This window comes from Streptomyces sp. NPDC040432 (assembly GCF_055595445.1).
In genome coordinates, this window is the sequence record NZ_JBVIVP010000017.1 from 130,484 (window position 1) to 157,281 (window position 26,798).

Genomic DNA, 26,798 nt, shown 5'->3' on the forward strand with positions numbered 1-26,798 from the left:
CTCCCACGACTGCGGCCCCGGCCCCGTTCCCCCAGCTCGGGGCCGGGGTCGGGGCCCTTTCGTGACCCCGGGAGGCGGCATCGCGGAGCCCCGCCGGGTACAGTGCGGAGATCAGCGGACTTGCATGGTGAGGCCCCAGTGTTGACGCAGACCACGACCCGGGTCCTTGAGCCCAGTGATCTCGACGCAGCCCTCGAAGTCCTCGGGCGCGCGCCGGTCGAGAACGCCTTCGTCACCTCCCGGGTCCAGGTGGCGGGCCTCGACCCCTGGCGCCTGGGCGGCGAGATGTGGGGCTGGTACGCCGACGGCGAGCTCCGCTCCCTCTGCTACGCGGGCGCCAACCTCGTCCCCGTCTGCGCCGAACCCGACGCCGTGCGCGCCTTCGCCGAACGCGCCCGCCGCACCGGCCGCCGCTGCTCCTCCATCGTCGGCCCCGCCGAGGCCACCCGGCTGCTGTGGCAGCTCCTCGAACCCAGCTGGGGCCCCGCCCGCGACGTCCGCTCCCGCCAGCCGCTCATGATCATGGAACAGCCCTCCGGCACGGTCACCGCCGACCCGAACGTCCGCAGGGTCCGCAGGGACGAGATGGACCTGATCATGCCCGCCTGCGTCGCCATGTTCACGGAGGAGGTCGGCATCTCCCCGATGGCCGGCGACGGCGGACTCCTCTACCAGGCCCGCGTCGCCGAGCTCGTCGGCACCGGCCGCTCCTTCGCCCGCATCGACGACGGCAAGGTCGTCTTCAAGGCCGAGATCGGCGCCGCCACCGCCCGTGCCTGCCAGATCCAGGGCGTGTGGGTCGACCCCGCCCACCGGGGCCGCGGTCACTCCGAGGCCGGCATGGCCGCCGTCGTCGCCTACGCCCTGCGCGACGTCGCGCCCGTCGTCAGCCTCTACGTCAACGACTTCAACACCGCCGCGCGCGCCGCCTACCGACGGGTCGGCTTCCGCGAGACCGGCGAGTTCATGAGCGTCCTGTTCTGAACCGGCCGCCCGGGCCGCGGCCGGTTTCGCCGGTCGGCCCGTACCGCACCGCCCCTACCCCGAAGTAAGGTCGCCGCATGCTGCCTACCCCCGGGGGCGACGACCCCGCACGGCCCGCCGGACTCCGCATCGGCCCCCTCGACCTCGCCGCGCGCGTGGACGAGGCCCTGCGCGTGCAGGCGGTGGCCTTCGGGCTCAGCGAGGAGGAGGTCGGCATCCGGCGCTACATCGTCCAGCGCCACATGACCAGCCGCGGCGCCCGAGCCCTCGGCGCCTTCACCGACGACGGAGCCCTCGCCGCCTTCGTCTACGGCATGCCCAACGACCGCGGCCACTGGTGGTCCACGATCGTCGAGCCGTACCTGCGGGCCTGCGGCGCCGACGGCTGGCTCGACGATTCCTTCGTCATCACCGAACTGCACGTCCACCCCGGGTTCCAGGGCCGCGGCGTCGGCCGCGCCCTCATCACCCGGATCACCGACGGCGCCGAGGAACCCCGCTCCATCCTCTCCGCCATCGACACCGACAGCCCGGCCCGCGGCCTCTACACCGCCCTCGGCTACCGGGACCTGGCCCGCCGCGTCCAGTTCCCGAGCGCGAGCCTCCCGTACGCCGTCATGGGAGCGCCCCTGCCGCTGCTCCGGCCCGGCCACCGGACCTGAAACGGGTTGCCGGGGCCCCCGCCGCCCCCGGTAGCCTCCGGACATGTCTACGCAACACGTGCAGCGCATGTCCCGCCTCATGGCCAAGACCCTCCGCGAGGACCCGGCCGACGCCGAGACCCTCAGCCACCGCCTCCTGGTCCGGGCCGGCTACGTACGGCGGAGCTCCGCCGGCGTGTGGACCTGGCTGCCGCTCGGCAAGCGGGTCCTGGACAACGTCACGCGCGTCGTCCGCGAGGAGATGGACGCCATCGGCGCCCAGGAGGTGCTGCTCCCCGCGCTGCTGCCGAAGGAACCGTACGAGGTCAGCGGCCGCTGGACGGAGTACGGCGACCTGCTGTTCCGGCTCAAGGACCGCAAGGGCGCCGACTACCTGCTCGGCCCCACCCACGAGGAGATCTTCACCCTCGTCGTCAAGGACCAGTGCACCTCCTACAAGGACCTGCCGGTCATGCTGTACCAGATCCAGACGAAGTACCGCGACGAGGCCCGCCCCCGCTCCGGCGTGCTGCGCGGACGCGAGTTCCAGATGAAGGACTCGTACTCCTTCGACGTTTCCGACGAGGGCCTCGCCGAGTCCTACCGGCTCCACCGCGAGGCGTACGTACGGATCTTCCGGCGGCTCGGGCTCGACCACCGCATCGTGTCGGCCGTGTCCGGGGCCATGGGCGGTTCGGCGTCCGAGGAGTTCCTCGCGCCCGCCGGAGCCGGCGAGGACACCTTCGTGGACTGCCCCTCCTGCGACTACGCGGCCAACACCGAGGCCGTCACCTTCGCCCTCACCCCGGCCACGGGCGAACACGGGCCCGTCGAGGAGCTGGACACCCCCGACACCCCGACCATCGAGTCCCTCGCGGCCTTCCTCGACGTCCCCGCCTCGGCGACCCTGAAGAACCTCCTCGTGAAGGTCGACGGGGAGATCGTGGCCGTCGGCGTCCCCGGCGACCGCGAGGTCGACCTCGGCAAGCTCGGCGAGCACCTGGCCCCCGCGGTCGTGGAGCTCGTGACCGCCGAGGACTTCGCCGACCGTCCCGACCTGGTCCGCGGCTACGTGGGCCCGCAGGGCCTGGAGAAGGTCCGCTACCTCGCCGACCCCCGGGTGGCGCCCGGCACTTCCTGGGTGACCGGCGCCAACAGGGCGGGCACCCACGCCCGCAACGTGGTCTGCGGCCGGGACTTCGAGGTGGACCGCCACCTCGACGTGGTCGTCGTCGAGCCGGGGGACCCCTGCCCCGCCTGCGGCGCCGGGCTGCGGCTCGACCGGGCGATCGAGATCGGCCACATCTTCCAGTTGGGCCGCAAGTACGCGGACGCCTTCGGCCTCGACGTCCTCGGCCGCGAGGGCAAGCCGGTCCGGGTCACCATGGGCTCCTACGGCATCGGGGTCTCCCGCGCCGTCGCCGCGCTCGCCGAGCAGACCGCCGACGACCGCGGCCTGTGCTGGCCCGCCGAAGTGGCCCCGGCCGACGTCCACGTGGTCGCGGCCGGCAAGGCCGTCCCGCTCGCCCTCGCGGAACGGGCGGCCGCCACGCTCGCCGCGGCCGGCCGACGGGTCCTGCTCGACGACCGCCCCGGCCTGTCACCCGGGGTGAAGCTCACCGACGCCGAACTGATCGGCGTCCCCCACATCCTGGTGGCGGGCCGCCGCTCGGCCGACGGCATCGTCGAGCTCCAGGACCGGGCCACCGGCACCCGCGAGGAACTCCCCTTGGAGGAGGCCTTGGCCCGCCTCACGAACGCCTAGGGGCCCCTTCGGCGTCCGCCCCACCGGCCTCCACCTCCGGCGGGGCCGGCGGCGGGGGCGGCGGCGGTGCGCCCGGCGCCGCGCGTTCCAGGAAGCGCAGGAGCTCCACGGGGAACGGCAGCACCAGCGTCGAGTTCTTCTCCGCGGCGACCGCGACCACCGTTTGCAGCAGGCGCAGCTGGAGCGCCGCGGGCTGCTCCGACATCACCGCCGCCGCCTCCGCCAGCTTCTTCGACGCCTGCAGCTCCGCGTCCGCGTTGATCACCCGGGCGCGACGCTCGCGGTCCGCCTCCGCCTGGCGCGCCATCGACCGCTTCATCGTCTCCGGCAGCGACACGTCCTTGATCTCCACCCGGTCGATCTGCACGCCCCACCCGACCGCCGGACTGTCGATCATCAACTCCAGCCCCTGGTTCAGCTGCTCGCGGTTCGACAACAGGTCGTCCAGGTCCGATTTGCCGATGATCGACCGCAAGGACGTCTGCGCCATCTGGGAGACCGCGAACCGGTAGTCCTCCACCTCGACGATCGCGTCGGCCGCGTCGACGACCTTGAAGTAGACGACCGCGTCGACCCGGACCGTGACGTTGTCCCGGGTGATGCCCTCCTGGGCCGGCACCGGCATCGTCACGATCTGCATGTTCACCTTGCGGAGCCGGTCGACCCCCGGCACCACGAGCGTGAACCCGGGGCCGCGGACCCCCTCGCGCAGCCGGCCGAACCGGAACACGACGCCCCGCTCGTACTGCTTCACCACCCGGGCGGCGGCCGCCGCGTACACGACCACTCCGACACCCGCGGCGATGGCCGCTGTCAGCAGTTCTTCGACCATGACGGCCCCCTGCCGGACATACCTTCTTTCTTACGGTATGCCCTACAACCAGGCCGCGAACTCCAGCAACAGCTCCGCGTCCCGACGCCGTCCGGCGGCCAGCGCGCGGTTGCCCGACTCCACCGCGCGGAACACCGTCCACCCCCGCAGCCGCTCGCGGTCCACCTCCAGCGAGTCCGCCAGCTTGTTCACCCGTCTCCGGGCCCCGGCAGCCCCCGTGGAGGAGGCGACCTGGTCCTCCAGCCGGTCCCGGACCAGCCGGGCCAGGTCGTACGCCCGCTCGCCGACCAGCGGATCGGGCCCCACCGTCAGCCACGGCGCCCGCTCCCCGGCCAGCACCTTGCCCTGCCGGAAGGCGCCGTGCAGCAGGAGTTCCTCGGTCGGCGCGGCCGTCAGCTCCTCCCGCGCCGCCACCGCCGCGTCGGCGAGCGCCCGCAGTTCCGGCGGGGCCGCGAGCAGGGCCTCGCACTGGAGCGCCGTGCGCGCGGCCACCGTCTCGAACGCGTGCTCCCGCGGCGGCTCCACCCACAGCCGGCGCAGCGTGCCGCAGGCCTCCAGCAGCGCCTTCGCCTCGGGAAGCGAACGCAGCGACACCTCGGGGTGGAGCCGTTCCAGGAGCAGCCCGCCGTCGTCCTCGTGATGGCGCGAGTCGAGGACCCGTACGGCCCCGAAGCCGCCCCAGTGCGCCAGGGCGGCCAGCTCCCGGTCCGGCCGGGCGGCCGGCGGCGCCATCTTCAGAGCCGCCGGCGTGCCGTCGGAGTAGTGGACGAGGAGCACCAGACTGCTGCGACCGCCGGGGGCCTGGACCCGCTGGGCGGAAACGTCCCGCCGGGCGAGTGCCTCCTCGGCGAGCCGGGGCAACCGCCCCAGCCAGTCCGTGTCCTGCGCCGTCCCGGGCATCTCGCCGAGCGCCCGTACAAGCCGCTGCGGCGGTTCGAAAGCCATGCGTGCGTGGTCCCTTTCAGCTGTGCCGGGCCCCGTCGCGCCTCCTCAGCGCTTTTCCGTGAGCCCAGGGAAGGCTACGCCGACACCGCGCCAGCGTGCCGCGCGGACGGCCGCGGCGCTCAGCGCGTCGGCCGCCTCGCGGCGCAGCGGGCCGTCGGCCGCCCGCACCAGATCCGAGTACGCGCCCGCCACCCGGTCCTCGATCTCGGCGGCCAGCCGCTCGGCGTCGGCCGGGCCGCGCAGCTCGAAGGGCAGGGCGTACGCGGCCTCCGAGGGCCGGGGCGAGCCGCCCAGTTCCCGCACCGTCCGGGTCAGGGAATCCCGGCGGGCGAGGTGGCCGCCGTAGGCCTCGCGCGCCTCGGCGGCCCGGTCCGCCGAGGCGCGGGCGCCGATCACCCCGTAGGCGTACGCCGCCGAGTGCTCGGCGGCCAGCGCGGCCTGCGCGGCCTCCAGCGGGCGGCCGGCGGGGGAAGGTTCGGGCTTCACGAAGCGGCTCCCGGGTTCGGGGTGGAGGTCAGCAGGTAGGTGTGGACGGCCCCGCACGCGGCCACCGAGGCCAGCAGTCGGGCCAGTTCCCCGGGCGCGCCGGCCAGGGACACGGTGCGGGCCTCGGAGAGGTCCCGTTCGGCGTCGGCCAGCGCGGTCAGGGCGTCCGCCTCCTTGGGCGGTACCGGGTCGGGGCGCGTCGACGGCGACCCCGAGGGCGTCCCGGAGGCACCGGCGGACAGCGGCTTGCCCGTGGCCGACGGCGTGGCGGCGGTCGGGCCCGGCAGGGCCAGGGCGGCGACGTGCGCGGCCACGGCCGTCCGCAGCGGCGCGAGGCGTGCGGCGAGGGCCGGATGGGCGGCGGTGGTGGCGTCGTAACGTTCCAGCAGCCGCTCGCTGTCACGCACGGCGCCCTCCCGGATGCGCCGTTCGAGCGGAACGCCGGTGTCGGCGTCCGAGGGGTCGCCCCCGCCGGAGCACCCGGGGAGCAGGAGGGCCCCGGCCGCGCCGGCGGCTCCGACGAGCAGGCGCCTACGCGAGGGCCTCAAGGGCAGGGTCCAGGGCACGGGCGTCGTCCTCGGGGTGAAGGCGGGACAGGGTGTGATCACGGTACCCGGGGGTGCCGTCCGCAGCGCGGACGGCAACACCCCCCGCGACCGGATACCCTTTGACCTGACACGCGACGGAAAACCACAACAGCACACGCGGCCGAGGAGTCACCCGGATGAGCACGACCCAGAGCGACAGGCTGCGCGGACTGCTGGAGCCGCTCGTCGCCGCCAAGGGCCTGGACCTCGAAGAGATCGAGCTGTCCAAGGCGGGCAAGCGCCGGATGCTGCGGGTCATCGTGGATTCCGATGAGGGTGTGGAACTCGACGCCTGTGCCGAGCTGAGTCGTGAGGTGTCCGACGCGCTCGACGCCTCCGATGTGATGGGCGAGGACGAGTACGTCCTCGAAGTCAGCTCCCCGGGCGCGGACCGCCCGCTCACCGAGCACCGTCACTACGTTCGGGCGACCGGCCGTCTCGTCAAGTTTCAGCTGACCTCCGATGGTGAAAAGGGTGCCGGTGAACTGGTCGCCCGCATCCTCGACGTCGACGACGAGGGAATGGACCTCGAAGTCCCGGGTGTGAAGGGCCGCAAGGCGACCACCCGCCGCATCGCGTTCGCCGACATCGCCAAGGCGCGTGTCGAAATCGAGTTCAACCGCAAGGACAAGAAGGAAGAGGAGGCGTAGTCGTGGACATCGACATGAGTGCCCTGCGGGGTCTGGTCCGCGAGAAGGAGATCTCCTTCGACCTGCTCGTCGAGGCGATCGAGTCGGCCCTCCTCATCGCGTACCACCGCACCGAGGGCAGCTTCCGCCGCGCCCGTGTGGTGCTCGACCGCACCAACGGTCACGTGGTGGTGTGGGCGACGGAGGACCCGAGGGACCTCGAAGAGGGCCAGGAGCCGAAGGAGTTCGACGACACGCCGTCGGACTTCGGGCGGATCGCCGCGACGACCGCCAAGCAGGTGATCCTCCAGCGTCTGCGCGACGCCGAGGACGACCTGACCTTCGGCGAGTTCGCCGGCCGTGAGGGCGACGTCATCACCGGCGTCGTCCAGCAGGGCAAGGACCCCAAGAACGTCCTCGTCGACATCGGCAAGCTGGAGGCCATCCTGCCGGTGCAGGAGCAGGTTCCCGGCGAGGAGTACACGCACGGCCTGCGCCTGAAGGCGTACGTCGTACGGGTGGCGAAGGGTGTCCGCGGTCCGTCCGTGACCCTGTCGCGCACCCACCCGAACCTGGTGAAGAAGCTCTTCTCGCTTGAGGTCCCGGAGATCGCCGACGGCAGCGTCGAGATCTCCGCGATCGCCCGCGAGGCCGGTCACCGCACCAAGATCGCGGTCCGGTCGACCCGTTCCGGCCTGAACCCCAAGGGCGCCTGCATCGGCCCGATGGGCAGCCGTGTGCGCAACGTCATGGCCGAGCTGCACGGCGAGAAGATCGACATCGTCGACTGGTCGGACGACCCGGCCGAGATGGTCGCGAACGCCCTGTCACCCGCCCGGGTGAGCGCGGTCGACGTCGTGGACTGGGACACGCGCTCCGCGCGGGTCACCGTTCCCGACTACCAGCTGTCGCTGGCCATCGGCAAGGAGGGCCAGAACGCCCGCCTCGCCGCGCGCCTCACCGGCTGGCGCATCGACATCCGCCCGGACACCGAGCCGGCCGCCGACGGGGACGACCGCGACCGCGGCTCGGACCGCGGCGCCGACCGTGACGGCGGCCGCGACCACGGACGCGGTCGGGAATAAACCTCTACCGGCCGGGGGTTCCCGGCCGGTAGACAGGGACTCCGAAACCTCGGAGTCCCTTGATGATCACCACGACGTCCGTTCGATTTTTCACCTGAAGGGGTGAGGTCGCTACGGGGAGGTAGACTTAGGCGTGTCTGGCCGGACGCAAGCCCGCGCATGCCCCGAACGAACCTGTGTGGGGTGTCGGGAGCGAGCGGCCAAGAGCGATCTGCTGCGCATCGTGGCGATCGGTGACCAATGCGTCGCCGATCCACGCGGTACGCTGCCCGGCCGGGGTGCCTACGTGCACCCCGCCGTGGTCTGCCTCGACCAGGCGGTCCGCCGCCGGGCGTTCCCCCGGGCCCTCCGGTCCGCCGGAGCGCTCGACACGGCGGAACTGCGCACAGCTTTGGCCGTACCGGCCGAGGCGACACCGTAAGAGCAAGAAGAACGGCACGGGTAACCCGTGCGGTCAGGTACCTCGCGAGTTGGAAGTAGGTCGAGATTGCGATGAGCACTCGATGAGTACGCGATGAGTACGCCCATGAAGTAGCGACGGTCCGGCGTAACCCGGACCTAAAAGGAGCGAAGTGGCTAAGGTCCGGGTATACGAACTCGCCAAGGAGTTCGGAGTTGAGAGCAAGGTCGTCATGGCCAAGCTCCAGGAACTCGGTGAGTTCGTCCGTTCGGCGTCCTCGACGATCGAGGCGCCGGTTGTACGCAAGTTGACCGACGCACTGCAGGGGCCCGGCGGCAACGCCGGCAAGTCCGCTGCGAAGCCGGGTGCGCCCCGCAGCGCCGCACCCGCCAAGCCCGGGGCTCCGTCCCCGGCGCGTCCCGCTGCCCCCAAGCCCGGTGCACCGGCCCCCAAGCCGGTCGTCGCCGAGGCTCCGGCCGCCCCCGCGGCGCCCGCCCCGGTGACTCCGGCCGCTTCCGGCCCGCGTCCCGGTCCGAAGGCTCCGGCCGCCCCGAAGCCCGCTCCGGCGGCGCCCGTGGCGACCGAGTTCTCCGCGCCCCCGGCGGCTCCGGCCGCTCCGGCGCGCACCGAGCGTCCCGCCGCCGCCCCCGGCCCCCGTCCGGCGCAGCAGCGTCCGGCCCAGGGTCAGGGTGGCGCCCGTCCCGGCGCCCCGCGTCCGGCCGGCAACGCCCCCGGTGGTCAGGGACAGCGTCCCGCCGCCGGTGGTGCCCAGTCCCCGCGCCCCCAGGGCGCCCGTCCGGCCGGTCCCCGTCCGGGCAACAACCCGTTCACCTCCGGTGGCTCGACCGGCATGGCGCGCCCGCAGGCGCCCCGTCCGGCCGGCGCTCCCCGTCCCGGTGCCCCCGGCGCCGGTGGCGGCCAGGGTGCTCCCCGTCCGCAGGGTGGCCCCGGTGGCGCTCCGCGTCCGCAGGGCGGCCCCGGTGGCGCCCGTCCGACCCCGGGCGGCATGCCGCGTCCGCAGGGCGGCGCCCCGCGTCCCGGTGGTGCTCCCGGTGGTAACCGTCCCAACCCGGGCATGATGCCGCAGCGTCCCGCTGCCGGTGGTCCCGGTCCCCGTCCCGGCGGCGGCCCCGGTGGCCGTGGTCCCGGTGCGGGCGGCGCCCGTCCCGGTGGCGCCGGTCGTCCCGCGGGCGGCGGCTTCGCCGGTCGTCCGGCCGGTCCGGGCTCGCGTCCCGGCGGCGGTGGCGGCTTCGGCGGTCCCCGTCCCGGTGGTGGCTTCGGTGGCGGTCCTGCCGGCGCCGGTGGCGGCGGTCGTCCCGGCTTCGGCGGGCGTCCCGGTGGTCCCGGTGCCCGTGGTGGCACGCAGGGTGCCTTCGGCCGTCCCGGCGGTCCGGCCCGTCGTGGTCGCAAGTCCAAGCGTCAGAGGCGCCAGGAGTACGAGGCCATGCAGGCCCCGTCCGTCGGCGGCGTCATGCTGCCGCGCGGTGGCGGCGAGACCGTGCGCCTGTCGCGCGGTGCCTCCCTCACCGACTTCGCGGAGAAGATCAACGCCAACCCGGCGTCGCTCGTCGCCGTGATGATGAACCTCGGCGAGATGGTCACCGCCACGCAGTCCGTCTCCGACGAGACGCTCGAAATGCTGGCCGGCGAGATGAACTACGTCGTTCAGATCGTCAGCCCGGAGGAAGAGGACCGCGAGCTCCTCGAAGGCTTCGACATCGAGTTCGGTGAGGACGAGGGCGGCGAGGAATACCTCATGCCGCGTCCGCCGGTCGTCACCGTCATGGGTCACGTCGACCACGGTAAGACCCGACTGCTCGACGCCATCCGCAAGACGAACGTCGTCGCGGGCGAGGCCGGCGGCATCACGCAGGGCATCGGCGCCTACCAGGTGGGCACCGAGGTCAACGGCGAGGACCGCAAGATCACCTTCATCGACACCCCGGGTCACGAGGCGTTCACCGCCATGCGTGCCCGTGGTGCGAAGTCGACCGACATCGCGATCCTCGTGGTCGCGGCCAACGACGGCGTCATGCCGCAGACGATCGAGGCGCTCAACCACGCCAAGGCCGCCGGCGTCCCGATCGTCGTCGCGGTCAACAAGATCGACGTCGAGGGTGCCGACCCGGTCAAGGTGCGCGGTCAGCTCACCGAGTTCGGTCTGGTCGCCGAGGAGTACGGCGGCGACACGATGTTCGTCGACATCTCCGCCAAGCAGGGTCTGCACATCGACTCCCTGCTGGAGGCCGTCGTCCTCACCGCCGACGCCTCGCTCGACCTGCGCGCCAACCCGGAGCAGGACGCTCAGGGTATTGCGATCGAGTCCCACCTCGACCGCGGCCGCGGTGCCGTCGCCACCGTCCTCGTCCAGCGCGGTACCCTCCGCGTCGGCGACACGATGGTCGTGGGCGACGCCTACGGCCGTGTGCGCGCCATGCTCGACGACAAGGGCAACAACATCGAGGAAGCGGGTCCCGCGACCCCCGTCCTGGTCCTGGGTCTCACCAACGTCCCCGGCGCCGGCGACAACTTCCTCGTCGTCGACGAGGACCGCACCGCCCGTCAGATCGCCGAGAAGCGTGCTGCGCGTGAGCGCAACGCCAACTTCGCCAAGCGCGTCCGCCGGGTGTCCCTGGAAGACCTCGACTCGGTCCTCAAGGCCGGTCTGGTCCAGGAACTCAACCTCATCATCAAGGGCGACTCGTCCGGTGCGGTCGAGGCCCTGGAGTCCTCGCTGCTCCAGCTCGACGTCGGCGAAGAGGTCGACATCCGCGTCCTGCACCGCGGTGTGGGTGCGGTCACCGAGTCGGACATCTCGCTGGCGATGGGCTCCGACGCCATCGTCATCGGCTACAACGTCCGCGCTGTCGGCCGTGCCGCGCAGATGGCGGACCGCGAGGGCGTCGACGTCCGCTACTACTCGGTGATCTACCAGGCCATCGAGGAGATCGAGGCGGCCCTCAAGGGTCTGCTCAAGCCGGAGTACGAAGAGGTCGAGCTCGGTACGGCGGAGGTCCGCGAGATCTTCCGCTCGTCCAAGCTGGGCAACATCGCGGGTGTCCTCATCCGGTCCGGCGAGGTCAAGCGCAACACCAAGGCGCGGCTCCTGCGCGACGGCAAGGTCGTCGCCGAGAACCTCACCATCTCCGGTCTGCGCCGCTTCAAGGACGACGTCACCGAGATCCGCGAAGGCTTCGAGGGCGGTATCAACCTCGGCTCCTTCAACGACATCAAGATCGACGACGTCATCGCGACGTACGAGATGCGCGAGAAGCCCCGCGCGTAAGCGCGAGGCACATCGCACAGGTTCGTAGTTCGTAGCTCGTGACACCGGGGCCGGTCGGCGGAATATCCGTCGATCGGCCCCGGCCGTTGCGTGTACGGTTCTGATGACCCAGCCGAAAGTCCGGTGATCCTGCCGCACACGGCCGGGTGAACCCGCCGGACCACGACTCGGCGGGTACCTGCCGGACGAAGGCCCGGCAGGCCATCGAACCCGAACCGGCGGGACATCCGGAACTGCATGTACGTGGGGACTCTGTCCTTCGATCTGCTCCTCGGCGACGTTCACTCGCTGAAGGAGAAACGCTCCGTCGTCCGGCCCATCGTCGCCGAGCTCCAACGCAAGTTCTCGGTGAGCGCGGCCGAGGTGGGCGACCAGGACCTGCACCGCAGGGCCCGTATCGGGGTGGCCCTGGTGAGTGGCGACGTGAGTTTCGTGTCGGACGTACTGGACCGCTGCGAGAGGCTGGTCGCGGCGCGTCCTGAAGTGGAGTTGCTGTCGGTACGACGGCGCCTCCACGGTGATGAAGACTGATTGCTTGTCTGCAAGAAAAAAGAAGGAGACGGACCAGTGGCCGACAATGCGCGGGCGAAGAAGCTGGCGGACCTCATCCGGGAGGTGGTGGCCGAGAAGCTGCAGCGCGGCGTCAAGGACCCCCGCCTCGGTACGCACGTGACCATCACGGACACCAGGGTCACCGGCGACCTGCGGGAGGCCACGGTCTTCTACACGGTCTACGGTGACGACGAGGACCGGGCCAGCGCGGCTGCCGGTCTGGAGAGCGCCAAGGGCGTACTGCGCTCCGCGGTCGGCCGGGCGGCGGGAACCAAGTTCACGCCCACCCTGACCTTCGTCGCGGACGCCCTCCCGGAGAACGCGAAGACCATCGAGGACCTCCTGGAGAAGGCGCGCACCTCCGACGCCCAGGTGCGCGAGGTGTCCTCCGGCGCCAAGTACGCCGGCGACGCCGACCCGTACAAGAAGCCGGGCGACGAGGACGACGAGGACGCAGCCGCGGAATGAGCACCGAAGCAGGGAAGACTCCGGACGGCCTTGTCATCGTCGACAAGCCGTCCGGCTTCACTTCGCACGACGTGGTCGCCAAGATGCGCGGGATCGCCAGGACCCGACGCGTCGGCCACGCCGGCACCCTCGACCCGATGGCGACGGGTGTCCTCGTCCTCGGCGTCGAGAAGGCGACCAAGCTCCTCGGTCACCTCGCGTTGACCGAGAAGGAGTACCTCGGGACGATCCGTCTCGGGCAGTACACCCTCACGGACGACGCCGAGGGCGAGATCACCTCGTCGACCGATGCCTCCGGGGTCACCCGCGAGGCCGTGGACGCGGGCATCGCCAAGCTGAGCGGCGAGATCATGCAGGTCCCCTCGAAGGTCAGCGCCATCAAGATCAAGGGCGTGCGCTCCTACAAGCGCGCCCGCGACGGCGAGGACTTCGAGATCCCGGCCCGCCCGGTGACCATCTCGTCGTTCCAGGTGTACGACATGCGGGAGGCGGAGGCCGAGGACGGCACGAAGGTCGTCGACCTGGTCGTCTCCGTCGTCTGCTCCAGCGGTACGTACATCCGCGCGCTCGCCCGTGACCTCGGTGCGGACCTGGGCGTGGGCGGACACCTGACGGCGCTGCGACGCACGCGGGTGGGCCCGTACAAGCTCGACAAGGCCCGCACCCTGGACCAGCTCCAGGAGGAGCTGACCGTCATGCCGATCGGCGAGGCCGCGGCCGCCGCCTTCCCGCGCTGGGACCTGGACTCCCGGCGGGCGTCGCTCCTCGGCAACGGGGTGCGGATCGAGATGCCGGACGAGTACCGGGACGGCCGCACGGTCGCCGTGTACGGCCCGCAGGGTCAACTGCTCGGCCTCGTGGAGAGCAAGGGCGGCAAGGCGAAGTCGCTCGCGGTCTTCGTCTGAGGGCCGGATGCCGAGCGCCGAGACCCGTGGCCGAGGGACGTGGCCCGTGGCCCGGTCCGAGGGCTGCGCGTTGACGTGGAGCGGTGAGCGCACAAGGTCTGCTGCTCACCGCTCCACGACCCCCCTCGGGCTAAGTCTCCATCCATCCGAAGCCCTTTGTTCACCCGTCCGAGCAGGCGCTCGGAGTGAATGGAGGGAGCGTACGGGGGCGCGTTCGCCTCGCGTTCTTTTCGTGCTGATCTTCACTTGCCTACCGTCATGAGCACGGAGCTCGCGGCGGGGGAGTGGTGCGGCGATGACGGACGAGGTCACGGCTGGTTCGGCGACGGCGGAGTCCGGCACGGCCGCGGACGCCACCGCGGACGGTGTCGGCGACGGCCACCGGGGCGGGTGCGCTGAGCCGGGCGCGATCGGCGAGACGGCGCTCGGGGGTCGGCCGGGGTTCGAGGGGCTCGTCAGCGTCTGTGATCCGGCCGGCCGGCCGCGCGGGACCGGGTTCCTGGCCGACGACCGTGGCACGGTGATCACCGGCCACGACGCCGTCGACGGACCGGGCCCGATCGTGTTGCACGCGCCGGGAGGGCGGACCTGGCTCGCGGAGGCGGCCGACGTGACGCCGCTGCCCGAGGTGGCGCTGGCCCTGGTGCGGACCGACGGGCTCGGACTGCGACCCCTGCCGGTCGCGGTGCGGTCGGGTCTTTCCGTGGGGACGTACGTACGGCTCCTCGCCCGGGGCTGGCGACAGGCGCGGGTGCTCGGGGCGGGTGCGGGGGTCACGTACGGCGCGGCGGGGCGTTCCCACCTGTTGCCCGTCACGGTCGAGCTGGCGATCGGCACCGCCGGGCGGGATGCCCTCGGTCCGGGCGGTGGAGCGGGCGGGGGGCCGGTCCTGGACGCCGCGACGGGGGCGGTGCTCGCCGTGCTGGGCACCGCTCTGGAGTCGGAGCACCGCTCCGGGATCTTCGCCCTGCCCCTGCGGGAAGCCGCCGCGACCGCTCCGGGCGGGCCCCTCGCGCGCCTGCTGGACCGCAACTCCGCGACCGTGCCCGGGTACGGCGCCGACCTGAACCTCGCGGGCACCCTGGAGCTGACCGCGGCCACCGTCCGTGCCGCGTGCCCGGTCGGCCGGCCCGGGGCGGAGGCGGAACCCGAACCCGTGGCCCGGCCCGACCTCGCCGCCGGCCTCGCGGCCTTCACCGCCGGCGACCGCTTCGTCCTCGGGCTGGTCGGAAACCCCGGCACCGGCCGCACCACGGCCCTCGCCACGCTGACCGCCGAACGCGCCGCCGGCCCCCGCCCGGCCCCCACCCTGTGGCTTCGCGGGGCGGACCTGCGCGATGGCGACTCCTCCTTGGCCGACGCGGTCTCCCGGGCCCTGGCATCGGCCGCCTCCGTGGTGGCGGGCGCGGGGGGCGGGACGGGCGCGGGGCCGGTTCCCGGGCCGGTTCCCGGGCTCGGGACGGTGGCGGGGAAGGGGGTCGGGTGGGATCCCGGGCCGGCGTCGGATCCGGGGCCCGGCGGGGGCGCGGGGTCGGGGGCCTCCGGGGTCGGTTCGGGAGGACCTGGTCCGGGGGTCGCGGTCGAGCGGGTGTGCCGGGTCGCGGTGGCGGCCGGGCGACCGCTGCTGGTGGTGCTGGACACGCCCGAGGAGATGCCGCCGCACCTCGCGCGCCGCCTCGCGGACTGGACCGGAGCCACCACCGCGTGGCTGCGCTCCAGCGGCGCCCGACTCGTCGTGGCCACGCGGCCCGAGTACTGGGAGCGGGCCGGAGCCATGTACCCGCCCGAGGTGCTGCACACCCCGGCCCGTCCGGCCCGGCGGCTACCGGCCGCGCTTCCCGTCGGAGACCTGGACCCGGCCGGTGCGGAGACCGCCCGGGGCCGGTACGGGATCCCCGCCGACGGCATCCGGGAGGTCGATGCGCGGCATCCGCTCACCCTGCGCCTGTTGGCCGGGATCCGTGCCGCCGGGGTCACCGCCGGATGTCCGGGCCGGGACGAGGTGTTCGCCGCGCACCTGGACCTGGTGGCCCTGCGGGTGGCGGTCCGGATCGCCACCTCGGGCGCGTTGCCGTCGCCCCCGGGCCCGCAGGGAGGCCGACCCGCGCCCGGGAACCGCCGCACCGGCTCGGTCGACCCCGCCGGAGTCGGTGCGGGGGCGACCGGGAGCGGGCCGTCGGGGCCGTCCACGGTGGGCCCCGACGCGCCGGGGCCCACCGTGGACGGCCCCGACGGGCAGGGCCCGGACGCCGCCGCTGCCGGCCACGGAGGGCCGAGGGGTGACCACCCCGGGGTGCACGGACCGAGCGGGACCGACCCCGGGCCGGGACGCGCGGTCCCGACCGACGTGGGCGCCCCGGCCCCGGACCGGCCGGGTCCGGAGCGATGTGGTCCCGGGAACCGGAACTCCGCCGTCGGCGGGCCGACCCACCCGGGCGCCGCGGAACGCGACCCCGCCCGGCCCACCGGGTACGGGTCCGGGTACGGCTCCGTTCGGACCGGTGGCGACGGGTACGGTGTCGCCCTCCCGGGCCTCCCGAGGAGCGGCTCCCCGAACGTCGGCCCCGACGGGAACGGCTGCGCGTACCCCGGCAGCCGCGGGCCGGGGCCGGCCGCCCGTACCGTAGGCGCCCCCGAAGCCGGAGCCGAAGCCGAAGCCGAAGCCTCCGTCGCGTGCGCCGGCAGTGGTCTCGGTGGGGTGTACGGGCCCGGGGTGCGGCGGCTCGCGGCGCGGGTGGCCGGGCGGGTGCACGAGGCCGCCCGGCGGTGCCTGGGCCAGGGGCGGCTGGACCGCGCCGACTTCGAGGAGCTGTTCCCCCGACGCACGGGCTGGGCCGCAGCCGTCCTCGCGGAGGGACTGTTCGCGCCGGCCGGGCCCGCCGGCTACCGCTTCGCGCACGAGGAACTCTCCGACTGGATCCAGGCCGGCCACCTCGACGTGCCGACCGCACTCGACGCCCTGGTCCACTCGGGCCCCGCCGAGTCCGGCCCGCCGGTGCCCCGGCACCGCGTCGGGACCGTCCTGGAGGCGCTGCGCAGGCTGCCCCCGCCCGACATCGGAGCCCGGCTGACCCGGCTGGTCGGCGCCCTCAACACCTTCGCGGAGGAGACCCCGGCCGTTCACCCCGACCGGGTCTGGTGGGCCGGCCGGCTGCTGCGCGAGTCCCTGCTGCGGGCCGCCGACGCCACCCCGCACCTGCCCGTCCTGCACGCCCTCGCCGAACACGTGGCGCGGGCCGGCCCCGAGGAGTTCGGCGGCTGGTTCTGGAACCGGCTCCGACTGTCCGAGGCCGACCGGCTCGACCTGCTGCGCCGCCTGCTGCCCGCCGACCACCGCTACCTGGACGCCGCCGCCCGCCGTCTCGTGCGGTCCCCGGGGCTCGTCCAGCCCCTGCTCTGCGGCTGGTTCACCGACGAACGCCGGCTGCGCGACCGCCCGGGAGCGACCGTCGCCACCGCGGCGCAGGCCCTCCTGCACACCCACCGGGGGCGCGCCGTGGACGCACTCACCGAAGCCCTGGTGAGTGCGGCGCACCACCGCGCCGACGAACTGCTCGCCGCCCTCGCCGAGGACGAGCCCTCCGCCCTGTGCCGGGCCGTGGACGGCTGGGCGCGGGACGAGCGGCCCGGACGCCGGGTCGCGGCGGCCGCGTACGGGCTCGCCACCGCCCCCCACGTCCGTACCCCGGCCGACCGGGAACTGCTGCGTCACGCCGCCCTGGCCCTGCTCGCCCGGCCGACCGACGGCGCCCTGCACGGCAGCGCCCTGGGGATCCTGCTCCGGGATCCCCAGGTCCGGGCCCGCTACCTGCCCGACGCCCTCGCCTGCTTCCGCGACCCCGGGCGCGGCTCCCGGCTGCCCGCGTCCGCGCTGGTCGCGGCGCTGCCGGTACTCCCCGACCCGGACACGGTGTTCGCCGCGCTGGGCGCCCGCGCCGACGGGGAGGTGCTCCGCGCCCTGGCCGCACTGACCACACCGGGGTTGGCCCGCCGCGCGGGTGACCTCGTACGGGAGCACCTGGCGTGCCACCCCGAGGACGCCCCGCACGCCGCCGCCTTCGTGGACCGGCGGCTCGACCAGGGGCCGGCCGCGGCGTCCGTGGTGCGCCCCCTCGTACTGGACCTGCTGCGGACCGGGCCGGCGCCCGTACGGGCCGAGCTGGCCCGGGTCCTCGGCGCGCCCGGCGCGGCGCCCCCGTACGGGCTGCGCGGCGAGCTGGCCGACGTGCTGCTGCGCGAGGAGGGCGACCCCGCGGTGCTGGGCGCCTTCCTCGACGCCCTCGCCGCCGGGACGCGCGCCCGCCCCGAGGAACGCACCCGGGAGCTGCTCCGTCGGACCGGCCGGCAGCTGTTGCGGGTTCCGGGCGGTCCCACCGAGTTCGAGCACCGCACGGTCGAGCTGGTCCGGACCGACCCGGCCTTCGGGGCGCTCGTCGCGCGCTGGCTCGCACAGGCGGGGGCGGAGGCCGCCGCGCTGCTCGGGCCGGGTGCGCGGCGCACGGTGGAGACGCTCAGCCGGACCGTCCCGGACATCACGTGAGGCGGCAGCGGGCCGACGCCGACGCCGATGCGGGGCCCCGGCCACCGGCATGGCAGTCTTAGACCTGCAATCGGCAATCGGTACAGGGACTACACGGGTTCGGGCGAGGAGCGGTCACAGTGCAGCGCTGGCGTGGCTTGGAGGACATCCCCCAGGACTGGGGACGCAGCGTCGTCACCATCGGCTCCTACGACGGTGTGCACCGCGGACATCAGCTGATCATCGGACGGGCCGTCGCCAGGGCTCGCGAGCTCGGTCTCCCGTCGGTCGTCGTCACGTTCAGCCCGCACCCCAGCGAGGTCGTACGGCCGGGCAGCCACCCGCCGATCCTCGCCTCGTACGACCGTCGTGCCGAACTGATGGCCGGCCTCGGGGTCGACGCGCTGCTGATCCTGCCGTTCACGGCGGAGTTCTCCCAGCTGTCCCCGGCGGACTTCATCGTCAAGGTGCTGGCCGACAAGCTGCACGCGAGGGCCGTCATCGAGGGCCCGAACTTCCGCTTCGGTCACCGCGCCGCCGGCAACGTCGACTTCCTGCGCGAGCTGGGCGCCACCTACGACTACGAGGTCGAGGTCGTGGACCTGGTCGTGCGCGGGGAGGCGGGCGGCGGCGTGCCGTTCTCGTCCACGCTGGCGCGCCGACTGGTCTCCGAGGGCGACGTCGAGGGCGCCGGGGAGATCCTGGGCCGCCCGCACCGCGTCGAGGGCGTCGTCGTGCGCGGGGCCCAGCGCGGGCGCGAGCTCGGCTACCCGACGGCGAACGTCGAGACGCAGCCGCACACGGCGATCCCGGCCGACGGCGTGTACGCGGGCTGGCTGACGGCCGACGGCGAGCGGATGCCGGCCGCGATCTCGGTCGGCACGAACGTCCAGTTCGACGCCACGGAGCGGACCGTCGAGGCGTACGCGATCGACCGGATCGGCCTGGACCTGTACGGGATGCACGTCGCCGTGGACTTCCTCGCCTACGTGCGGGGCATGGCGAAGTTCGAGTCGCTGGACGGCCTGTTGGAGGCCATCGCGGACGACGTGAAGCGCTCCCGGGTGCTGACCGACGCCTACGACAGCGAGCGCGCCGGGCGCTGAGCCGCCCGGAGCCCGGAGCGCGCACCGCGAACGAGCCGGAGGGCCCGTACCGTCCCAGGTCCTCCTGGGGGTACGGGCCCTCCGCGCGTCAGCCCCTCGTGGCCGTGGCCGTATCCGTATCCGTCAGCCGAGGCGCGGGTCGCGCGGGGGCCCGCCGGGCTGCTGCGGCGCCTGCGGGGCCTGGGGTTGCTGCCAGGGTTGGCCGGGCTGCGGGTAGGCCTGCCCGTACGGCTGCTGCGGCGCCTGGGGCTGTTGGTACGGGCCCGGCTGCTGGGGGTACGGCTGCTGGTCGGACCGGGGCGCACCCCAATGCGCCTGCGCGGCCTGCTGCTGCGCCCGGGTGAAGTCCTCGGCGACCAGCGCGGAGAGGGTGAAGTACGCCTCCCGGGTCTTCGGCCGCATCAGGTCGAGGTCCACCTCGGCGCCGGCCGCGAGGTGCTCGTCGAACGGGACCACGACGACGCCGCGGCAGCGGGTCTCGAAGTGCTGCACGATGTCCTCGACCTTGATCATCTTGGCGGTCTCGCGGACCCCGGAGATGACGGTGAGGGAGCGGGCGACGAGCTCGGAGTAGCCGTGCGCGGAGAGCCAGTCGAGGGTGGTGCTGGCGCTGCTCGCACCGTCCACGGACGGGGTCGAGATGATGATCAGCTGGTCGGCCAGGTCCAGCACGCCGCGCATCGCGGAGTAGAGGAGCCCGGTGCCCGAGTCGGTGAGGATGATCGGGTACTGACGGCCGACCGTCTCGATGACGCGGCGGTAGTCCTCGTCGTTGAAGGTCGTCGAGACGGCCGGGTCCACGTCGTTGGCGATGATCTCCAGACCGGAGGGGGCCTGCGAGGTGAACCGCCGGATGTCCATGTACGAGTGCAGGTACGGGATCGCCTGCACCAGGTCGCGGATCGTCGCGCCCGTCTCGCGGCGCACGCGGCGCCCGAGGGTACCGGCGTCCGGGTTCGCGTCGATCGCCAGGATCTTGTCCTGCCGCTCGGTGGCGAGGGTGGCGCCGAGCGCGGTCGTGGTCGTGGTCTTGCCGACGCCGCCCTTGAGGCTGATGACGGCGATGCGGTAGCAGGACATCACCGGCGTCCGGATCAGTTCCAGCTTGCGCTGACGGTCCGCCTCCGCGGCCTTGCCACCGAAACGGAAGCCGGAACGGCCGCCCTTCGGCTTCTGCTTGGAGCGCAGCAGCCGGTCGGAGGACAGCTCGACGGCCGCGGTGTAGCCGAGCGGCGCCCCGCCGTGGCCCTGGCCGGGCTGTTGGTACGCGGCTGCCTGCTGCGGGTGCGGTTGCGCCTGCGGCTGGGCGTGCGGCTGGGCCGGCGACGGGGCGTGCGGCTGCTGGGCCCCGGGGGGCCACGGAGCGGCGGAGGCCCGGGGGTCGGCCTGGGGTTGGGGCTGGGCGGCGCCGGGCGGGAAGCCGTAGCCCTGCGGTTGTGCCTGCTCCTGTGCCTGTTGCTGGGGGAAGCCGTACCCCGGCTGTGGCTGGCCGGTGGGTGGGAAGCCGTAGCCCTGGGGTTGCTGGGGTGCCTGTGCCTGCTCGTGTGTCGGAGCCTGCGGGAGGCCGTGGCCGGGCTGTGGCTGCGGCTGCCCGGTGGGCGGGAAGCCGTAGCCCTGCGGCTGTGCCTGCTCCTGTGCCTGCTGCTGGGGGAAGCCGTACCCCGGCTGTGGCTGGCCGGTGGGCGGGAAGCCGTAGCCCTGGGGTTGCTGGGGTGCCTGTGCCTGCTCGTGTGTCGGAGCCTGCGGGAAGTCGGAGCCATGCGGTGTCACCGGGGAACTGAATTCATAAGGCGGTGGCGGCAGTTGCTCGGTGGACCCCTCGAACGACGGCTGCCCATGGCCCTGCTGGGGAGCCACAGGGGCGGCCGGCGGTGCGTACGGGCCCTGTTCGGGGAGAGCGGGCGTCCGCTCGGAGTCGGTCGCCGACAGCTCCTCCGCGCCACCCGGGGCGGGCGGCGCCGGGAACCCCGGAACCGGCGCGGCGGCGGGTACGGGAGCCGGGGAGGGCGTGGGAGGGGCGTCCGCGACGGGCGTTCCGGCGGCCGGATCCGTGGGTGCCGCGGGCGGGTACGGTGCCGGTGCCCGCACGGCGGAGTGAGCGCGCGCCGCGTCCGCGAGGGGCTCCTCGGTGGGCGCCGGCGCGTACGGCTGCTCGTGGGGGCCGGGCGGGGCGTCAGCGACCGGCGCCGCCGCCGGCTCCGCAACCGGGAACGCCGGTGTTGCGACCGGTGCTTGCGCGTCCGGCGTTGCGGGGTACGCGGGTGCCGTGGGCGGGGCGTCCGTCACGGGGGCCTCGACGCGCGGTACTTCGACCGGTGCGCCCGGGTACCGGTACGCATGCGGGAGCGGCGCGTCCGTGGCGGCGGCTTCGGTGCGGGGCAGCTCCGGGTGGGGCGCGGCGGGGTACGCCGGTGCCGTGGGCGGACCGGCCGTGGCAGCGGCCTGCATGGCGGGCGCGGCGGGGTGTGCCGGTGTCGGGGACCCGTAGGGCGTGGGCGGGGTGTCCCGCACAGGGGTTTCCGGGCGGGGTGCTCCCGGGGCCGGCGGTACGGCGGCCGGGTGGGCGGGCGCCGCGGGTGGGGCATCCGTGAGCGCGGTTTCCGCGGCGGGCGTGGGCGGGAGCACCGGGGCCGGCGGTACGGCCGGGTGGGCGGGTGCCGGGGCGCCACCGAGGGGAGCCGGGAACGCCGGTGCCTGGGCCGCGTAGGCCGCGGGCGGCGTGTCCTGAACGGGGGACTCGGCGCCCGGTGCTCCCGGGGGCCGGGGTACGGCCGGGGGGCCCGCCACGGGTGGGGCGTCGGCCGGGGCCGGGGGGTGGATGGCGGCCGGTGGTCCGGTCACATCAGGGGTGGCGGCGGGGGCGGCAACGTCCCCCGGACGAGGGGCGTCGGCCGGGGACGGCGGGGCGGCAGGGGTCTGCGCACCGGCCGCGCCCGACGTGACGGCCGCACCCGGGGCGTGGGCCGCACCCGGGGCGCCGGCCGGGTCCGGGCCGTCGGACCCACTCGGGGTGTGAGCCGCCGTGCCGTCGGCGGCACCCGGGGCGTCGGTGCCGCCCGCGTCCGCCGCGAGTGTCGGCTCCGGGGCGTGCGGCGGGGTCGGCGGGGCGGGCGGGAACGCGGGGGGCGGGAAGGGCGGCGGGATGTCGACCGGCTTCGGGTCGAACTCCGGGGCCTTCGCGGCCTCCACGCCCGTCACGGGCGCCGCGAACTCCGGGTCCCCCTCCGCCTGCGGCTGCCGGGGGATCGCCGACGGGGTGATCCGCATCGTCGGGGGTGACACCACGTCCGACGGGCGGTGCGGCTCGAAGCCGCTGCCCTCGGGGAGGCCGGGGACGTCCTGGGCGGGAGCGCCCTGGGTGTACCAGGCCGGCGGGGTGTAGTCGATGGTGAACTCGCCCGTCCCCTCGGGCTCCGCGTCGGACTGATCGTCCGTCGGGACGTCCCACGCCCCGCCGCGCCTCTCGTTCCGATCGCCGGTCACTGGTCCTCCTGGTCTGTCAACACGGTCGGGCGCCCAACTCGACACTCGACTTTCGACACTCGACGCCGCGCCCCGCGCTCAGCCTAATCGCGGCCGGCCCGCAATATCCCGCGAGGTGGCGCCCCCGGAGTCCTGCCTACAGGGACCCCGCGCCCTGAGCAACCGTCACCGCCCACCGCGAGCCCCGCCCCGGTCAGTCGACGCGCCGGGCCGCCCCGAACAGGGCCGTCTCCTCCGGCGTCCCCCGGGTCCGGACGAACTTCCGGTCCCGTGGCGTGCACCACAGCGTCACCGCGTCCCCCAGGGTGGGCAACGCCTCCACCGCCGACCGCGGCAGCCGCATCAGTTCACCGATCCGCTCCGCCTCGTCCGGGGACACCCGTTGCACCCCCACCAGCGCGGAACCCCGCAGCAGCCGGGGGGCCGTCGGGCTCAGGTACGGCAGCAGGGTCAGTACGGACTGCCAGGCGCCCGCCACCACCCGCCCCCGCGGCGGCCGCATCCCGCAGTCGCGGACCACCAGTACGGGACCGCCCGCCGAAGCGCCCTGCGCCGGTACGCGTCCCACCTCGTGCAGGGTCACGCACGGCTGCCCGCCGCCCGCCTCGCGGGCCAGGTCCGCCCACGCCCGCCCGCGTCCGGTCTCCACCGCGACCCGGGCTCCCGCGGCGGCCGTGCGCAGGGCCAGCACCTGCGCCGTCCACAGGCCGCCGATCAGTGTGATCTCGTACGGGGTGGGGCGGTTGACACCGAGCACCGCCGGACGGCCCTCCGCGTCCTCACCGATGACGACCCCGTCGTCCCCGACGGGCACCGCCAACAGGTCGAGTTCCGCCGCCGTGACGACGTGCCGCTCGCGGCGCGGGGCCGGCAGTCCGAAGCCGCCCAGCGCCGCCGAGAACAGGCCCGACCCGCCCCTCACCGGGAGCCTCCCAGCGGCAGCGAGGCGAGCAGCCCCGGCACCTGCTCCCGATCGAGCCGCACCAGCCCGGCCCGTACGCCGCGCGCCGTCCGCTCCAACTCGCGGCACGCGACGGCCAGGTCCCGGTCGCCGCGCCCCGTCACCCGGACGTGCCCGGTCAGCGCCACCCCCTGCCGCCCCGCCGGGGCCATCGTGAGGCTGAAGTTGACGGCGAGGGCGGGCAGCGAGGTCAGCAGCGCCACGAACTGCGGGAGCCCCGCCCCCGGGCCGCCCAGCAAGGGCCAACGGCCCAGCCGGTACGTGGCGTGCCGTCGGTCGTCGCAGCGCCAGGCGCGGGAGGTCTCCTCCGTGCGGCGGCCCGCGCCGGCCGGCCGGTCGGACCGGGGGAGGGCCGTCGGGTTCGCGCAGCCGGATGTGGCCAGCGCGGACGTCAGCTCCTGTTCCGTCAGCGCCGTGGCCCGGAACCCGTGCCCGGCCAGTCGGCTCGCCAGCTGGTCGGCGACCCGCACCAGGCAGCGCTGCGCCCCCTCCCACCCGCCACCGCGCGCGGCGACCGCCTCCGGGCACAGTTCCGGGTCGAGCTTGAGGGCGATCCAGGTCAGCCGTACGGCAGGGGTGCCCGCCAGGGCCTGGAGCGGGGTGTAGGAGCGGGCCGCCGCGGAGTCGGCCGGCAGGTGGGGAGCCGGGGCGGGCCGGGTGTGCTGCACCAACTGGGCCGACTCCAGTCGGATCCCGTCCACTTCGAGGACGTCCCGTACGGCGGCCAGGGGCAGCGGACGGGCCGTGCGGTCCGCCCGCAGCGCGGTGGCGTCCGCGTCCACCCGGAGCACCGCCGTCAGGAAGGTGCCGTCGCCGACCATTCCGACCGGCCGGCGGTCGCGGCAGTCGTACGTCAGCGTGCGCAGCGCCGGATCGGCCTCCACCACCGTCCCCGCCGCGACCCCGGCGGGCAGGGCGGCGGCCCGACGACGGCGGCCCCGCAGCGCGAGGACGACGCCGAGCCACTCGGGGAGGGAGAGCCGGTGGCGTCGTACGACCGCGAGGAGCACCAGGATCAGGGCCACCACGCCCGCGGGCACCACCAGGAGCGGTTCCACGACTCCCGCCACCAGCGGCGCCGCGCACGCCAGCTGGAGGAGCACGAGCTGTTGCAATCGGAACGGTCCGCACGTCCCGGGGCTCGACACCGGACGCGGTGTCACCCCTTCGTGCGAGGGTGCGGCCACGTCCCCGCGCTGCTGCGTCACGCCGGTTCCCACACGCGCACCTCCCTCTCCGCAACGGGTGGATCAGGGGATTCCAGTGCGGTGCGACCACTGCCGCCCCACCCGGCCCCCGCTCAAATCACCCTGCCAAAAGCCGAATTGTTCACCCAGGGAGAGGGTGGTGCGGCCGGCGCCGCCGGGTCGCCTCCCCGTCAAGGGGCATAGTAGGGCCCGGTCCGTGGGTCGGGGCCCGGGTCGGACGCGCGGACCGGGCGATGTGGGGGGAGCAGGCGGTCTTGGCATCACGACGCGACGAGTTCAATGCGTACACGTTTGCGAAGCGCCGTACGGTGGCCGCGTTCCTCCAGCCTTCCGTCACGGGGAGCGAGGAGGGCGCCCCCAGGCCGCTGCGCGCGGTGCTCCCCTCCCTGATCGTCGGCGCCCTCGTACTGGTCGGCTTCGGGGCCTGGGGCATGTTCCGACCGCAGGCGCCCAAGGGGTGGAACGAGCCCGGCGCGCGGGTCATCGTCGGGAAGCAGTCGACGACGCGCTACGTGGTCCTCTCCACCGAGGTCGCCGGCGTGAGCCGGCCGCGGCTGCACCCGGTGCTCAACCTGGCCTCGGCCCGACTCCTCCTCGATCCGGCGAAGTTCAAGGTCGTCCACGTGGAGGACAAGGTGCTGGACGTCGGCCGGCCGCCGCGGGGGCCCGTCATCGGCATCCCCTACGCCCCCGACCGGCTGCCCGACGGGAAGGACGCGGGGAGGAGCAAACGCTGGGCCGTATGCCAACGGCCCGGCGGCAACGGCGAGGGCGTGCAGAGCGCCGTCTTCGTGCTCGCCGACCGCGAGGCCGGCCTGCTCGACGGCGGGCGCCGCACCACCGACGGGCAGGTGTTGTACGTCCGCAGCACGGGCGCCGGCAAGGAGCGGTACCTGGTCGACGCGGCGGGCATCAAGTACGCGTTCCCCGAGGGAGGGCCCGAAGCGGGCACCCTGACCACAGCCCTGGTCGGCGCCGCTGCCGTTCCCCAACCCGTCACCGAACAGTGGCTGGCCACCCTCGGCTCCGGCGACCGCCTCGGCTTCCCGCGCCTGCCCGGCACCCCCGGCGCGCACGCCGGCGTCCGGGGCCTGGCTGCCGGGGACGACCGGGTCGGCATGGTCCTGAGCGCCCAGACCGGTTCCGGCACCCAGTACTACGTCGTCCTGCCCGGCCGGGTCGCGTCCGTCACCGAGTTCGTCGCCCGGCTGCTGATCGCCGCACCCGCCACCGACACCCTCGACATGCACGGCCGGGCCCGCGAGGTCGACCTCCAGTCCCTCCCCTCCGGGACCGCGGACTTCGGGGCGGGGGCCCGATGGCCGAGCTCTCGGGGCGCCCAGGTCAACCGGGTCGATACCGCGCCGGGCGGGGGGCGGGCGGGCGCCCGACGCGACACCGTCTGCAGCGTCCTGCGTTCCGTCGACGCTCGCGGCGGCACGACCCTGAGCACCTGGGCGGGCCCCGGTTTCCCCGTCGACATCACCGCGAGCGGCACCGGCTCGTACGTCACCCCCGGCTCCGGCCTCCTCTACCGGCAGATCCAGGGCCTCCGGAGCGATACCGGCGGCACCCTGTTCCTGCTCACCGACACCGGCCTGCGCTACGCGGTCCAGGCCGGCGACGGCGACACGGGCGGGACCGGGGTCGGGCGGGCCGATCCCGGTCAGGCCCAGGCGCGACTCGGCTACGCCGGCGTGGTCCCGGTCCCGGTGCCGATCGCCTGGTCGGAGTTCCTGTCCAAGGGGCCGCGCCTGGACACCAACTCCGCGCGCCGGACGCAGGGTTCATGAAGAGGCCCTTCACCCGACGGCCCCCGGAGTCCCCTTCGTCCCGCACGGTGCCCTCCCGTGCCGGCCGTCTCGTGACCGCCTGCGGGCTCCTCGTGGCGTGCGGCACGGCGGGAACGCCCGCGCCGCACACCCCGTACGAGCAAGGGAGGGCGTACGAGCGCGG

At 74.4% G+C, this 26,798-nt stretch carries 20 protein-coding genes; 13 read left to right on the forward strand and 7 right to left on the reverse strand.

The window, feature by feature from the left end; translation table 11 throughout:
* The first annotated feature begins 138 nt into the window (after positions 1-138).
* The 3 genes from ACZ58N_RS28545 (at position 139) to ACZ58N_RS28555 (ending at position 3,390) form a co-directional block, all read left to right on the forward strand.
* Positions 139-984 carry a GNAT family N-acetyltransferase gene (locus tag ACZ58N_RS28545; protein WP_471165417.1) on the forward strand — a complete coding sequence of 282 codons (846 nt, stop codon included), beginning with the start codon at positions 139-141 and terminating at the stop codon, positions 982-984.
* Positions 985-1,061: 77 nt separating this feature from the next.
* Positions 1,062-1,646 carry a GNAT family N-acetyltransferase gene (locus ACZ58N_RS28550; RefSeq protein ID WP_471165419.1) on the forward strand — a complete coding sequence of 195 codons (585 nt, stop codon included), beginning with the start codon at positions 1,062-1,064 and terminating at the stop codon, positions 1,644-1,646.
* A gap of 43 nt (positions 1,647-1,689) precedes the next feature.
* The gene (locus ACZ58N_RS28555; RefSeq protein ID WP_471165422.1) at positions 1,690-3,390 is read left to right on the forward strand and encodes a proline--tRNA ligase; all 1,701 of its coding nucleotides are present in this window, start codon (positions 1,690-1,692) and stop codon (positions 3,388-3,390) included.
* Here ACZ58N_RS28555 and ACZ58N_RS28560 read toward each other — a convergent pair.
* Genes ACZ58N_RS28560 through ACZ58N_RS28575 form a run of 4 tightly spaced genes read right to left on the reverse strand, consistent with a single transcriptional unit; the run spans position 3,377 to position 6,219 of the window.
* Positions 3,377-4,222 (reverse strand): slipin family protein, encoded by an 846-nt coding sequence (locus tag ACZ58N_RS28560; RefSeq protein ID WP_471165425.1) that lies wholly within the window; start codon positions 4,220-4,222, stop codon positions 3,377-3,379. The two genes, ACZ58N_RS28555 and ACZ58N_RS28560, sit on opposite strands and share 14 nt — an antisense overlap.
* Positions 4,223-4,264: 42 nt before the next feature.
* Positions 4,265-5,167 carry an aminoglycoside phosphotransferase family protein gene (locus ACZ58N_RS28565; protein WP_471165427.1) on the reverse strand — a complete coding sequence of 301 codons (903 nt, stop codon included), beginning with the start codon at positions 5,165-5,167 and terminating at the stop codon, positions 4,265-4,267.
* Positions 5,168-5,212: 45 nt separating this feature from the next.
* A complete protein-coding gene (locus ACZ58N_RS28570) occupies positions 5,213-5,653 on the reverse strand; it encodes a ferritin-like domain-containing protein (protein WP_471165430.1) in 441 nt (146 codons plus the stop codon).
* Entirely contained in the window at positions 5,650-6,219 is a 570-nt protein-coding gene (locus ACZ58N_RS28575; protein WP_471165432.1) for a hypothetical protein, read from the reverse strand. Before ACZ58N_RS28575 ends, ACZ58N_RS28570 begins: the two co-directional genes overlap by 4 nt.
* Positions 6,220-6,377: 158 nt before the next feature.
* Between ACZ58N_RS28575 and rimP the strand changes: the two genes are divergently transcribed.
* The 9 genes from rimP (at position 6,378) to ACZ58N_RS28620 (ending at position 19,190) form a co-directional block, all read left to right on the forward strand.
* Positions 6,378-6,890, forward strand: coding sequence for a ribosome maturation factor RimP (rimP, locus tag ACZ58N_RS28580; protein ID WP_471165435.1), 513 nt, complete (start codon positions 6,378-6,380; stop codon positions 6,888-6,890).
* 2 nt (positions 6,891-6,892) lie between these two features.
* Positions 6,893-7,954, forward strand: coding sequence for a transcription termination factor NusA (nusA, locus tag ACZ58N_RS28585; RefSeq protein ID WP_389708652.1), 1,062 nt, complete (start codon positions 6,893-6,895; stop codon positions 7,952-7,954).
* Between the two features lie 133 nt (positions 7,955-8,087).
* Positions 8,088-8,375, forward strand: a complete 288-nt coding sequence (locus ACZ58N_RS28590; protein ID WP_281209765.1) for a YlxR family protein — start codon at positions 8,088-8,090, stop codon at positions 8,373-8,375.
* 151 nt (positions 8,376-8,526) lie between these two features.
* Positions 8,527-11,640, forward strand: coding sequence for a translation initiation factor IF-2 (infB, locus tag ACZ58N_RS28595; protein ID WP_471165439.1), 3,114 nt, complete (start codon positions 8,527-8,529; stop codon positions 11,638-11,640).
* A 237-nt stretch (positions 11,641-11,877) separates the two neighbouring features.
* On the forward strand, positions 11,878-12,171 hold the full coding sequence (locus ACZ58N_RS28600; RefSeq protein WP_389708656.1) for a DUF503 domain-containing protein: 294 nt from the start codon (positions 11,878-11,880) through the stop codon (positions 12,169-12,171).
* A gap of 36 nt (positions 12,172-12,207) precedes the next feature.
* Positions 12,208-12,660: a 30S ribosome-binding factor RbfA gene (gene rbfA, locus ACZ58N_RS28605; RefSeq protein ID WP_281211222.1), complete on the forward strand. Its 453-nt coding sequence runs from the start codon at positions 12,208-12,210 to the stop codon at positions 12,658-12,660.
* Positions 12,657-13,565, forward strand: coding sequence for a tRNA pseudouridine(55) synthase TruB (truB, locus tag ACZ58N_RS28610; protein WP_385572597.1), 909 nt, complete (start codon positions 12,657-12,659; stop codon positions 13,563-13,565). The genes rbfA and truB overlap by 4 nt, the downstream gene beginning before the upstream one ends.
* 295 nt (positions 13,566-13,860) lie before the next feature.
* Positions 13,861-18,105, forward strand: a complete 4,245-nt coding sequence (locus tag ACZ58N_RS28615) for a hypothetical protein (RefSeq protein WP_471165443.1) — start codon at positions 13,861-13,863, stop codon at positions 18,103-18,105.
* Between the two features lie 119 nt (positions 18,106-18,224).
* Positions 18,225-19,190 carry a bifunctional riboflavin kinase/FAD synthetase gene (locus ACZ58N_RS28620; RefSeq protein ID WP_471165446.1) on the forward strand — a complete coding sequence of 322 codons (966 nt, stop codon included), beginning with the start codon at positions 18,225-18,227 and terminating at the stop codon, positions 19,188-19,190.
* 123 nt (positions 19,191-19,313) lie between these two features.
* Here ACZ58N_RS28620 and ACZ58N_RS28625 read toward each other — a convergent pair whose 3' ends face one another.
* The 3 genes from ACZ58N_RS28625 to eccE all read right to left on the reverse strand — a co-directional run bounded on the left by ACZ58N_RS28625 (position 19,314) and on the right by eccE (position 24,854).
* The gene (locus tag ACZ58N_RS28625) at positions 19,314-22,673 is read right to left on the reverse strand and encodes an SCO5717 family growth-regulating ATPase (RefSeq protein WP_471165449.1); all 3,360 of its coding nucleotides are present in this window, start codon (positions 22,671-22,673) and stop codon (positions 19,314-19,316) included.
* Positions 22,674-22,866: 193 nt separating this feature from the next.
* Entirely contained in the window at positions 22,867-23,595 is a 729-nt protein-coding gene (locus ACZ58N_RS28630; RefSeq protein WP_471165451.1) for a hypothetical protein, read from the reverse strand.
* Entirely contained in the window at positions 23,592-24,854 is a 1,263-nt protein-coding gene (eccE, locus tag ACZ58N_RS28635) for a type VII secretion protein EccE (protein WP_471165453.1), read from the reverse strand. Before eccE ends, ACZ58N_RS28630 begins: the two co-directional genes overlap by 4 nt.
* A gap of 242 nt (positions 24,855-25,096) precedes the next feature.
* On the opposite strand from eccE, the gene eccB reads away from it, so the two are divergent.
* A complete protein-coding gene (eccB, locus tag ACZ58N_RS28640; protein ID WP_471165455.1) occupies positions 25,097-26,635 on the forward strand; it encodes a type VII secretion protein EccB in 1,539 nt (512 codons plus the stop codon).
* Positions 26,636-26,798: the final 163 nt, after the last annotated feature.